Here is an 11,038-nt window from a genome sequence, read left to right as displayed (position 1 = left end):
TCAGATGGGTATAAGAGACAGGGGGAGGGGAGTGGGGATGGCCTTCCGGTCACCGCCCGGCCGGCCCCATGCTGCAATGCGAAGCGGTAATTGTGCACTCTGTCGCCTTCTGGTTTATATGCACACGTCTGCCCCGCGTTTGTCACATCACCATGGAGCGTTTTCCGTTCGCATCGGCATACGGCAATCGCTCAGAGTCGCGTGTTGACGCGTTTTTTCACGCGAACGGGTATCTACTTCGCTCGAAAATGCTCGAGGGGAACAGCGCGCCATGGGACTTCAGGACCGGAAGCTGCTGAGCTGGCGGGCGGGCGCCGTGGCGGGGGCGATCGTTGTCGCCGGCCTTGGGGTGACCTGGGCAGCCGGGTCCCTCGCACGGCACGTCATCCAGTCCAATACCCAGAGCCGCTTCTCGGCCGAAGCCGCCGAAATGGCGTCGGCCGTGGGCGAGCGCGTGCGGGCCCATGCCGAGGTGCTGGTGAGCATGCAGGGGCTCTACGCCTCGGTGGGGCGCATCGATCGCGCCCAGTTCCAGCGCTATGTGGACGTGCTCGACCTCGTGCGCCGCTATCCGGGCTTCGAGGCGCTCCAGGTGCTCCGTCACGTGACGCCGGGCGGCCTCGACGCCTTCGTCGCCGAGGCGCGCGCCGATACCAGCGTGGATCCGCGCGGCCAGCCGAATTACACCGTCCATCCGGCCGGGCCGCGCCCGGTCTACAACGTCATCCAGTTCGTGGAGCCCATGCGGGGCAACGAGCGGGTGATGGGCTTCGATGTGGGCTCGAACCCCGCGCAGCTCGACAGCCTGGTGCGCGGCGGGGACACCGGGCGCATCGTCGCCACGCCGCCGGTCAAGCTGCTGCAGGATGAGAGCGGCGGGCTTGGCTTCATCCTGCGCGCGCCGCTCTACAAGGCGGGGGAGTTGACCGCCACCGTGGAGCAGCGCCGCAACGCCCTGCTCGGCTATGCCGCCGCCGTCTATCGCGCCAATGACCTCATGCGCGGCGTGCTCGACGCGCGCACCCTCCAGCAGATGAACGTGCGGGTGCTCGACCGCGGCTATGCGCGGGTGACCACCGAGGGCGCGGTCACGGCCGAGCCGGCGGACCCGGCCGCCGCCGCGGTGCTGCTTTATGACAGCCGAGAGCCCAACCTCCAGGTGGTGACGCCGGTGGCGGAGGTGCCCATCGGCATCGCCGCCGAGCGGTCCCTGGTGGTGGGCGACCGGCTCTGGCTGCTCCATTTCGCCGCGCGGGCGGGATCGAGCTACGAGGCCGACCAGACCATTCCCGTCGTGGTGCTGGCGAGCGGCTCGGTCATCAGCCTGCTGCTGGGGGGCATGGCGCTGTCGCTCATGCGCGCGGGCCGGCTCTCCCGCAGCCTCGGCGCGCTCGATGCGGAGCAGCGGGCGCTGGTGGAAAATCCGCTCGCCGGCATCCTGTTCACCCACGGGCGGGAGGTGGTGCGCGGCAATCACCGCATGGGGGAATTGTGCGGCCGCGCGCCGGAGGCCCTGGCCGGTCTCGATCTCGCCGATCTGGCGGCGCGGCCGGAGGATGCCGCCGCATTCGAGGCGGCCCTCGCCGCCATCGCCGCCGGCGGAACCGCCGCGCTCGAACTGCACCTCAGCTGTCCCGATCGCCCGCCGGTCGTGGTGGATGCCTTCGGGCGTCCCCTGTTCCTCCAGGGGCGCCGGGGCGACGGCGACGTGCTGTGGGTGATGCAGGACAAGACCGACGCGCTCGCGGTGGAGGCCGAGCGGCGCAGCCACGAGCGCGCGCTGCACGAGGCCAATGCCCATCTCACCCGCCTCGTCGGTGCCGCCGAGGCCCGCACCATGGAGATCACGCTCCTCGCCGAGCTGAGTTCCATCCTGCAATCCTGCCAGTCCATGGACGAGGTCTTCGCCTCGGTCCAGGCCTATGCGGCGCGGCTGTTTCCCGACGAGGCCGGCGCCCTCTACGTGCTCAACCGCACGCGGGACCAGGTGGTGCGCGGCAGCCGCTGGGGGGAGCCCCGGGCCGACGTGGCCGCCTTCACCCCGGATGCCTGCTGGGCGCTGCGCCGGGGGCAGGCCTTCCCGGTCTCCGAGGCGAGCCGGGGCCTTGTCTGCGACCACGTGGCCCACGCTGTCGACGATGCCGTGGCTCCCGATCATGTGTGCCAGCCGCTGATCGCGCGCAACCGCCTGCTGGGCCTGTTCTATCGCGAGCCGGCGGAAAGGGCGGCCAGCACCTCGGGCGTCCAGCTTGCCACCATGCTGGCCGAGCAGGTGTCCCTCGCCCTCGCCAACATCGACCTGCGGGAACAATTGCGCGGCCAGGCATTGCGCGATCCCCTCACCGGCCTCGGCAACCGCCGTTTCGTGGAGGATGCGCTGGCGCTCCAGATCGCCGGCGTCGCGGGCGACGGGCGGCCGCTGTCCGTGGCGCTCATCGACCTCGACCATTTCAAGCAGATCAACGACACCTACAGCCACGAGGCGGGGGACGCGGTGCTGCGCGCCATCGGCGACGTGCTGCGCGCCAATACCCGCCAGAGCGACATCATCGCCCGCTATGGCGGCGAGGAATTCCTGCTGCTGCTGCCCAATACCGCGCCGGACGGGGCGCTGGCGGTGGCCGACCACCTGCTCCAGGCGGTGCGCAGCCTGCGCGTGCTGTGGTCGGGCGGGGTGCTGGACGGCATCACCGCCTCCATCGGCGTCGCGGCCTTTCCCGACCACGTCAGCCGGCCGGACGACCTGATCGTCGCCGCCGACGCGGCCCTCTACCGCGCCAAGGCGCTGGGGCGCGACCAGGTGGTGGTGAGCGCCGTCGCGCCGGATGCGGCGGGACGGCCGGACGTGCCGACCCTGCACGCGGTGGAGTGACGGCTTTCACTGCCGGTAAAAGGCCGCCCCCAAGAGGCCGCCCCGGCGTGCGCAAGCTGTCCGGCCTGAGCCCCCGATCCGGGGTGATGGAGGCGGCGGCTTCGCTCTCACCCCATCGCCGCCATTACGCATGCAGCTTTTCGACCCCGGCCGGCGAACGCGCGTGAGCACGGGGCGGGCAGGACGGCTGTGCGGATCGCGGAAAGGAAGGTATGTGGTAGCAGCGGGCGGATTTGAACCGCCGACCTCCGGGTTATGAATCCGGCGCTCTCACCAACTGAGCTACGCTGCCACGCGGAGAGACGCGCATATAGGGGCGGCGCGGCGCGGGTGTCAAGAAAGCGGAGGGCGCGGAACGCTGCTCCGCACCCGATTTCCACCGCTCCACCGGTCCCGCCGAGGCTGGATCAGCGCGCCCGCTTCTTGATGCGCACCAGCTTGAAGAAGCCCACCGGGAACACCGGCGAAATCTCGATCACTTCCATGTCGGGGTAGCGCGCCGCCCAGTTGCGCAGGCGGCTCGCCTTGAAGGCGATGCTCCAGCCCACCTTCTTCACCAGCGGGGCCAGCGCCGCCTCGATATGCATGGCGGTGCCCTCGTCCGCGCCGAGCTTGGAGGCGATCACGATCTCGCCGCCCGGCTTCAGCACCCGGTACATCTCGTCGAGGGCGCCTTCCGGGTCCGGCACCAGGGTGATGACGAAGGGCACGGTGACGGCGTTGAAGCTTTCGTCGGCAAAGCCCAGGTTGCAGGCGTCCATGGCGGCGAGCAGGCCGACCTGCGACAGGGCGCGTTCCACCTTCTTGTCCACCGCCTTCTGCAGCATGTGGAACGACAGGTCGATGCCGGTCACCTGCGTGCCCTTGGGGTAATAGGGCAGCACCAGCCCGGTGCCCACGCCCACTTCCAGGATGCGCGGGCCGCAGGCGGCGGCGGCGGTGGCGGCCTTGCGCTGGGCGTCCGCCAGCAGCTTCACATAGACCTTGTCATAGATGGGCGCCCACTTGGCGTAGGCGCGCTTCTGTCCCTCAAGATCGTACTGGACCGCCATTCTCAGTCTCTCCTGGCCGCGAAGGCCCGTCCGTTGGGCCGTTGCCTCAGGCCACTTCATTCGGGCCACTTCACTCAGGCCACTTCGGCGACGCTCTTCGCCACCCGTTCCGCCCGCATGATGGTGCCGCCGCCGAGAAGGCGGGCGGCCGTTCCGGCGTCATCGTAGAGCACGCAGGCCTGTCCCGGCGCAACGCCTTCTTCACCTACCGCCAGATGCACCGCCGGCGTGCCATCCGCACCGCGCGCAAGATGCGCCGGCACCGGTGGTCGGGTGGACCGCACCTTCACGTAAACGTCCGCCTGCCGCGCCAATGCCTCGGCGAAGGGCATGTCGCCCAGCCAGTTCACGTCGTCGATGGCGATGGCGCTGACCGTGAGCGCCGTGCGCGGGCCGACCCGCACTTCCTGCCGCGTCGCGTCGATGGCGATGACATAGAGCGGCTCCGGCGTGGCGATGCCCAAGCCCTTCCGCTGGCCGATGGTGTAGTGCATGACGCCGCGATGGCGGCCGAGCACGCGGCCGTCCAGATGCACGATGTCGCCCGGCTCGGCGGCTTCGGGCCGCAGGCGCTGCACCACCTGGGCATAGTCGCCGCCGGGCACGAAGCAGATGTCCTGGCTGTCCGGCTTGTCCGCCACGGGCAGGCCGAACCCGGCCGCCAGCGCCCGCACGTCCGCCTTCCGCATCTCGCCAAGGGGGAAGCGCAGGCGCTCCAGCTGGGCGGCGGTGGTGGCATAGAGGAAATAGGACTGGTCGCGCGCCTCTTCCGCCGCCCGGTAGAGGCCGCGCCGGCCGTCCGGCAGCGCCCGGCTGGCCACATAATGGCCGGTGGCGAGATAGCGCGCGCCCAGCTCCTCGGCGGTGGCGAGCAGGTCGCGGAACTTCACCGTGCGGTTGCAGTCCACGCAGGGAATGGGGGTGACGCCCGAGGCGTAGCTGGCGGCGAAGCGGTCGATCACCTCTTCCTTGAAGCGGCTTTCGTAGTCGAGCACGTAGTGGGGAATGCCCAGGGTGCGCGCCACTTCGCTGGCGTCGTAGATGTCCTGCCCCGCGCAGCAGGCGCCGCGCCGGTGGGCGGCCTCGCCATGGTCGTAGAGCTGGAGGGTGACGCCCACCACGTCATAGCCGGCGCGGGCATAGAGCCCGGCCACCACGGACGAATCCACCCCGCCCGACATGGCCACCACAACGCGGGTGGAGGCGGGGTCGCCGTCGGTATCGAGAAGGGGAAGGTCGGTCATGGTCGTGTGATGCTTGCCCGGCTGCAGCTGGCGCAGGTTAGGCCGCGCCGGATGAAGGTGCAAATGGCTCGCATCCTTCAGGCCATGGGAGCAAGGCGAAATCGGGGCCGAATGCGGTTCGAACGCGCCCGGCTCCGTCCTGTGTGCTTCCGCGTCACCTTCAACCAGCGTCCCTTCAATCCGGCGTCATTTGCACTCCTGCGCCGCCCGGTCGAGGGCCTGACCCAGGCCGGTCAGGGAGTATTTGTCGGTGGTGGGGTTGCCGCGCAGGGAGGTGGAGACAACCTGGAGGTCCTTGCCGCGGCGCATGGCATCCACCAGCTTGGCCTCGTCCGCCACGTTGCGCACCCAGGCGCCTTCATTCTTGGTGTAGAGCTGCAGCGTCATGCTGCCGACGGTGAGCGTCGCGTCGGAGCCTTCCTTCAGCGGGAAGCCCATGGTGACGGTCACCTCATTCTTCACGTTCTCGCTCGGGCGGGTGGAGACGAAGAAAAACGCCGGGTCGCGCTTCAGGCCTTCCGGCGCGCGGCTCTTCGGCTGGGAGATGGCGTAGCACACCTTGGGGCTGACGGTGGAGACGTAGACGCTCCAATCCCCGAACTGCGCCACGGACTTGGACTGGGGCTGTCCCTGCGCGCCGGCGGGGGCGGCAAGCGCGCAGGCGAGAAACACGCCCAGCAGCGTCGGATGGACACGAGGAAGCGTCATGGCTTCTCCTATTTCACCAAGGCCCTTCAGGCGAGCCGGACGAGAGTACGATCCAGGGAGATCGAAACGGTTCCGGTTCCATCCCATCCGCAAATCGCCTTCTAACTCAGTGAAGAGAGACGGATTCAGTGTTCAGGCGAAAGCGCAAGGCGTTTTCGTCCAGACACGTCCCGCTCTCGAAGCGTGGCCGCCATCGGGTAGCGGCGCAGGCAGTCAAAAAAGTGGCGGTCGAAAAATGGCAGGTACGTCTTGCGTTTTCATAAACCAAAGGCTCCGCTCCGCCTGAGGCGATCGTCGTGCCGCGCAATGATTCGAAGCGGCGCGCGGCTTTGCGCGGCAAGGTGGCCCGGCGATCCCTTGGCGCGGGCCAGGGGGGATGGCGCCTCTCTGCCGTTGGGGAACGAATGTGTATCCGGAGCTTTTGCGGCACGGGGTTAAATTTTGGTAACCCGTCTCGCGATCCACCGTGACAGAAGGTGAGTCCATGAAAGCGGTCATCTGCGTGCGCCATGGTCCCCCCGACGCCCTCGAAATCCAGGATCTGCCGGATCCTGTGCCGGGACCGGGCGAGGTGGTGGTCGAGGTCTCGGCCATCGGGCTCAATTTCTTCGACACGCTGATCATCCGCGATCTCTACCAGGTCAAGCCGGCCCTGCCGTTCTCGCCGGGCGCCGAGTTCGCCGGCCACGTGGCGGCGCTGGGCGAGGGCGTCGCCGGCTTCGCCGTGGGCGAGCGGGTGTGCGGCTATGTCACCCACGGCGCCGCGCGCGAGAAGGTGGTGGTCCCGGCCCAGTTCCTGGCGCGGGTGCCGGACGACCTCGACCTCGTGAAGGCGGCCGGCCTCATCGTCACCTACGGCACCTCGCTCTACGCCCTGCGCGAACGCGGCAACCTGAAGGCCGGCGAGAGCCTCGCCGTGCTCGGGGCCTCGGGCGGGGTCGGGCTCGCGGCGGTGGAGATCGGGCGCATCATGGGCGCACGCATCCTCGCCTGCGCCTCGTCCGCCGAGAAGGTGGCCTTCGCCATGGCCCATGGGGCCGACGAGGGCTTCGACTATGCCCAGGGCGACCTCAAGGCCGCGCTCAAGGCCTTCGGCGGCTCGAACGGCCTCGACGTGGTCTATGATCCGGTGGGCGGCGACATGGCCGAGCAGGCGCTGCGGGCGCTGGGTTCCCTCGGCCGTTTCCTGGTGGTGGGGTTCGCCGCCGGCGAGATCCCGAAGATCCCGCTCAACCTGCTGCTGCTGAAGAATTGCGACGCGCGCGGCGTGGCCTTCGGCTCGGTGGCCCGCAGCGATCCGGCCTGGCTCGCCGGCGTGGTGGCCGAGTTGATGGAGCATGCGCGTACAGGTCGCATCTCCGCCCATGTGGACAAGACCTTCCCGCTGGAACGCTGCGTCGATGCGCTGGGCGAGATCGCCGGGCGCCGCGTCAAGGGCAAGGTCGTGCTCACCACCGGCCGGTAAGGAGGCGGTGACGCGCGCGGTCGGCGGCGTCGCCAGCGGGACTCAGCTCTTTTCGTCCTTGAGGCGGGTCAGGGCGTCGCGGGCGGCGGTGTAGTGGTCGGGCGTCACATGGCCCGACAGCAGCTTCAGTGCCGCCATCAGCACCGCCGTGTCGTCGGTGAATCCGATGAGGGGGAAGAGGTCCGGCATCACGTCGAGCGGCAGCACGAAATAGGCGAGCGCGGCCATCAGTGTCGCGCGCACCCTGAGCGGCGTCTTGCGGTCGAACGCGGCGTAATAGCTCGCGATGGCATCTTCCGCGAAGGGGATGCGGACAGCGGTGGCCTTGATCTTGGTCCAGAAGCCGCGGCGCACGCTCCGTTCGTCGCGCGCCGCCTGCTCCCGCTCGTCGGGGGATAGGCCGTCGTCGCCCAACGCATCGTTACCCAAGGTGGTGCTGGTCATGACCACCATTTGGGAAGGGTTCGCCCGCCCGCAAGACCTCCGCGGTGCGCACTTACAGCAGCGGATAGGCCGCTTCCACCAGATAGGGGCCGCCGCCCACCGAATCGCGTGAGGAGAACAGGACGAATCGCGGCACGTGGAAGGCGGGGCTGCGATAATGGCCTCGGGTGGCGAGATAGTCGGCCACCTGCCGCGAGGAGGCGTCCCGCAGCCGGGCGAGGGTGACGTGGGGCTTGAAGTTGCGCCCCTCCGCGCCGAGGCCGAGGCGCTGCATGATGCGCTCCTGCTCGGCCTGCAGCTCCATGAGGGCGGCACTGGCCTTCACCGCCGCGAACACCGCCCGCGGCTTGTGGCCGCCGAACTGGTCGATGCCGTCCAGCGTCAGGTCGAAGGCGGGCCGGCGCACCTGGCCGAGCATCAGCATGATGTCGCGGCCGGTGGCGTCATCCACGTCGCCCACGAACCGCAGGGTCACGTGGTAGTTCTCGGGATCGATCCAGCGGGCGCCGGAAAGCCCGCCGCGCAGCAGCGACAGGCCGAGCCCGACCTCGCGGGGGATCTCGATGGCGGTGAACAGTCGCGGCATGAAACCCTCCGCGATCGGTCGACCCGCTGCGATGGGTCGGCTCTGGCAGCGCCGGCGCCGGGGCGGGACCGCCCGGTGGAGCGACGATGCCCCAAGTGAAGAAGATTCGCGCCGGGAAGAAAAGAGAGGCGGCCCCATGAGGCCGCCTCCCGCTGTGCATCGGGTGCGTTCCGCACCCTTTTCTCATCGCAGGGACGGCTGCGCGTATCAGCGCCGCCGTTCCCCGCCGCCCTGCGGGCGCGCCCGCTGCTGCTGCGGCCGGGCGTTCTGCTGGGGCCGTGCGCGTTGCTGGGGCCGGGCGTTCTGCTGCGGCCGGGCCCGCTGCTGCGGCCGGGCATTCTGCTGTGGCCGGCTCTGCTGTGGCCGGGGTCGGGCATTTTGCTGTGGCCGGCTCTGCTGCGGCCGGCTGCGGTTCTGCCCGGCGTTGGGCCGCTGGCTGGGCCGTTGCGCGTTCGGCCGCTGGTTCGGGCGGTTCTGCCCTGCCGACGGACGCTCGGGGCGGCTGGTTCCGGCGCCGGGCCGATCGGGACGGCCGGGACCCGCGCCGGGCCGATCGGGCCGGTTCGGACCAGCACCCGGACGATCCGGGACGCCGGGCCGGTTCGGGCCTGCCCCAGGACGATCGGGCCGGTTCGGGCCCGCGCCGGGACGATCGGGGAGGCCGGGCCGGTTCGGACCCGCTCCGGGACGATCCGGGACGCCAGGGCGATTGGGACCGGCGCCGGGACGATCAGGGAAGCCGGGGCGGTTCGGGCCTGCACCGGGCCGATCCGGACGGCCCGGGCGGTCGGGCTGGCCGGGCTGCCAGCCGGGCGGACGGCCGGGACGCCACGGCCCCGGACCCCAGGCCGGCGGACGTCCGCCGCCCCATCCCGGACCCCAGTGCGGCGGCTGGTTCCAGCCGGGCGGGTTCACCCAAACGGTGTTCCAGCCGCGATTGTTCCAGCCCCAGCGATTGTTCCACGCCGAGCCCACCAGCACGCCGCCGCCGAACAGCAGGGCGCCGGTGGCGAAGGTGGTGAAGACGTCGGAGCTGTCATAGACCGGCACATAGACCCGCTCGGGGTTGGCCGGCTGGATATAGATGGTGCGCTGGCCCCCTTCCTCGCGGGTGGTGACCACCTGCTGCGGCGTGGTCTTCAGGTTGCCGACGCTCTGCGCCTTGGCCCGCAGCATCTGGATGGTGTTGGACACATCCTGGGGCTGGGTGGAGAAGGCGAGGCCGAGGGATTCGGTCCATTCCATATGGTCGTGGAGCTGGCGGACCACGTCGGGGAAGCGGATCAGCGCCTTGACCGAGCTGTCCCAGTCCTTGGCATCGGCCTGCGCGAAGTTGCGGGCCTGCACCAGGCGCGGATTGGCCTCGATCCAGTTGTAGGCGTCCACGATCTGCTCGGGGAACAAGGTGGCCGGGAACAGGATCGCCAGCAGCGGGTCCGGATACAGCGCCAGTGGGCCGAGGAGATATTCGAGGTCCGAGAGCGAGTAGATCGGGGCGGTGTTCGCCGGCTGGGTGGGCGCGGCCGGAAGTGGCGCCTGGGCCGCTGCGGGCGGCGGTGCGACGGGCGCGGTCGCCGGGGCCGGCTGCACCTCGGGCGCCGCCTGCATCGGCTGGGCCTGGGGCGGGGTTTGGTCAGGGATTTGGGGCGCGGGCTGGGCCTGCGGCTCCGCCGCGGGCATCTGCGCGAGGGCCGGATAGACCGCCGTGGACCACCCGAACACCGCGGCCACGGCGACACGGGACCAGTTGCCGGCGCGGCCTTTCACGCACGTTCTGACGGATATTCCTGGCATTCAATGCTCCTGACGCAGGGGTTCTGGCCCCTGCCATTCTTGTCCTTGATGCGTTCCGATTGGCCTGCGGTGGTTGCCGCCGCGCGCTCATTGACGTTCGGGTAGTAGCCTACTTCCAGCGCGAAACTGTGGTGGGCTCCGATCAAAGAACCGTTACGGCACCGGTACCAGGATATCGATTGTCAGCGCGTCAGGAGAGCCCGTGACGATGTCGGTCCGGTATTGCTCGATATACATGTCGTTCTGCTCGACGTTCTTCTCATCGAGATAGTTGGCGATCTGCTCGTAGGTGTTGTCCATGTCGGCGAAGGAGCCGGCATGGGTGAATTTCAGCACCTTGCCCGCGTGGGAGCCGCCGAGCTTCATGCCCTCGCCCGGCTTCCGGGTGGTGGTGCCGGAGAAGGGCACCTGGATCTCATATTCAAAGCTCAGGTCGTCGCTCGACGTGTAGACGATGAAGGTGTCGCCCGACCGCGCAAGCCCGAGGCGCTGCAACTCGGCGTCCGTCTGCTTCACGCTCGCCACCAGCTTCTCGAACGCCTCTTCCCAGGTGGCCGAGCCCGCGAGCGTCAGCACCGGCACCGGGGAAAGGGTGATCTCCTGCGGCGCGAAGGTGCGCCCGGCAGGGGCGACGGGGGTGGTCTCCACCTTCTTCGGGTCCACCACGGGTGGCGGCGTCAATGCCCCGTCGGTACCGGGCTGGGCGGACTGGCCCTGCGCCGCGGCCGGGAGCGGGACCAGCGCCGCGCCCAGACTGGCGCCCAGCAGGGCGCATGCCCCGGCCACCCTCACCCTGTCGAGGCTGACCCAACGCGATCCCGCCATTGCTCTTTCTCCCGCCAGCCGAAGCAGTTGAGCACCGTTTCTAGCATG

Annotated in this window: 9 protein-coding genes and 1 tRNA gene; 2 read left to right on the top strand and 8 right to left on the bottom strand. The window is 69.6% G+C overall.

What is annotated here, in order from left to right; genetic code table 11:
* Positions 1-271 precede the first annotated feature (271 nt).
* On the top strand, positions 272-2,872 hold the full coding sequence (locus K9U41_RS04900) for a diguanylate cyclase (protein WP_282639739.1): 2,601 nt from the start codon (positions 272-274) through the stop codon (positions 2,870-2,872).
* A 215-nt stretch (positions 2,873-3,087) separates the two neighbouring features.
* Here K9U41_RS04900 and K9U41_RS04895 read toward each other — a convergent pair.
* The 4 genes from K9U41_RS04895 to K9U41_RS04880 form a co-directional block, all read right to left on the bottom strand.
* Positions 3,088-3,164: transfer RNA gene (locus K9U41_RS04895), tRNA-Met, on the bottom strand.
* Between the two features lie 115 nt (positions 3,165-3,279).
* Positions 3,280-3,924 (bottom strand): class I SAM-dependent methyltransferase, encoded by a 645-nt coding sequence (locus K9U41_RS04890; RefSeq protein WP_282639738.1) that lies wholly within the window; start codon positions 3,922-3,924, stop codon positions 3,280-3,282.
* A 74-nt stretch (positions 3,925-3,998) separates the two neighbouring features.
* Complete coding sequence (mnmA, locus tag K9U41_RS04885; RefSeq protein ID WP_282639737.1) at positions 3,999-5,168, bottom strand: tRNA 2-thiouridine(34) synthase MnmA; 1,170 nt, start codon at positions 5,166-5,168, stop codon at positions 3,999-4,001.
* A gap of 186 nt (positions 5,169-5,354) precedes the next feature.
* On the bottom strand, positions 5,355-5,876 hold the full coding sequence (locus K9U41_RS04880; RefSeq protein WP_282639736.1) for an invasion associated locus B family protein: 522 nt from the start codon (positions 5,874-5,876) through the stop codon (positions 5,355-5,357).
* A gap of 484 nt (positions 5,877-6,360) precedes the next feature.
* On the opposite strand from K9U41_RS04880, the gene K9U41_RS04875 reads away from it, so the two are divergent.
* Positions 6,361-7,341 (top strand): NADPH:quinone oxidoreductase family protein, encoded by a 981-nt coding sequence (locus K9U41_RS04875; RefSeq protein ID WP_282639735.1) that lies wholly within the window; start codon positions 6,361-6,363, stop codon positions 7,339-7,341.
* 42 nt (positions 7,342-7,383) lie between these two features.
* Here K9U41_RS04875 and K9U41_RS04870 read toward each other — a convergent pair whose 3' ends face one another.
* The 4 genes from K9U41_RS04870 to K9U41_RS04855 all read right to left on the bottom strand — a co-directional run bounded on the left by K9U41_RS04870 (position 7,384) and on the right by K9U41_RS04855 (position 10,990).
* Positions 7,384-7,785: a YkvA family protein gene (locus tag K9U41_RS04870; RefSeq protein WP_432715728.1), complete on the bottom strand. Its 402-nt coding sequence runs from the start codon at positions 7,783-7,785 to the stop codon at positions 7,384-7,386.
* Between the two features lie 52 nt (positions 7,786-7,837).
* Positions 7,838-8,371 carry an RNA 2',3'-cyclic phosphodiesterase gene (gene thpR / locus K9U41_RS04865; RefSeq protein WP_282639733.1) on the bottom strand — a complete coding sequence of 178 codons (534 nt, stop codon included), beginning with the start codon at positions 8,369-8,371 and terminating at the stop codon, positions 7,838-7,840.
* Positions 8,372-8,578: 207 nt separating this feature from the next.
* Positions 8,579-10,138 (bottom strand): DUF3300 domain-containing protein, encoded by a 1,560-nt coding sequence (locus K9U41_RS04860; protein ID WP_282639732.1) that lies wholly within the window; start codon positions 10,136-10,138, stop codon positions 8,579-8,581.
* A gap of 180 nt (positions 10,139-10,318) precedes the next feature.
* Positions 10,319-10,990 (bottom strand): GyrI-like domain-containing protein, encoded by a 672-nt coding sequence (locus tag K9U41_RS04855; protein WP_282639731.1) that lies wholly within the window; start codon positions 10,988-10,990, stop codon positions 10,319-10,321.
* Positions 10,991-11,038: the final 48 nt, after the last annotated feature.

Source organism: Xanthobacter autotrophicus (assembly GCF_029991245.1).
Classification (GTDB): Bacteria; Pseudomonadota; Alphaproteobacteria; order Rhizobiales; family Xanthobacteraceae; genus Xanthobacter; species Xanthobacter autotrophicus_C.
This window is presented reverse-complemented; position numbering and strand designations above follow the sequence as displayed.

Bases quoted from the DNA above. Each gene is read 5' to 3' on its own strand.
- K9U41_RS04900 (WP_282639739.1), top strand. From the start codon at position 272: ATGGGACTTCAGGACCGGAAGCTGCTGAGCTGGCGGGCGGGCGCCGTG.
- K9U41_RS04890 (WP_282639738.1), bottom strand. From the start codon at position 3,924: ATGGCGGTCCAGTACGATCTTGAGGGACAGAAGCGCGCCTACGCCAAG.
- mnmA (WP_282639737.1), bottom strand. From the start codon at position 5,168: ATGACCGACCTTCCCCTTCTCGATACCGACGGCGACCCCGCCTCCACC.
- K9U41_RS04880 (WP_282639736.1), bottom strand. From the start codon at position 5,876: ATGACGCTTCCTCGTGTCCATCCGACGCTGCTGGGCGTGTTTCTCGCC.
- K9U41_RS04875 (WP_282639735.1), top strand. From the start codon at position 6,361: ATGAAAGCGGTCATCTGCGTGCGCCATGGTCCCCCCGACGCCCTCGAA.
- K9U41_RS04870 (WP_432715728.1), bottom strand. From the start codon at position 7,785: ATGACCAGCACCACCTTGGGTAACGATGCGTTGGGCGACGACGGCCTA.
- thpR (WP_282639733.1), bottom strand. From the start codon at position 8,371: ATGCCGCGACTGTTCACCGCCATCGAGATCCCCCGCGAGGTCGGGCTC.
- K9U41_RS04855 (WP_282639731.1), bottom strand. From the start codon at position 10,990: ATGGCGGGATCGCGTTGGGTCAGCCTCGACAGGGTGAGGGTGGCCGGG.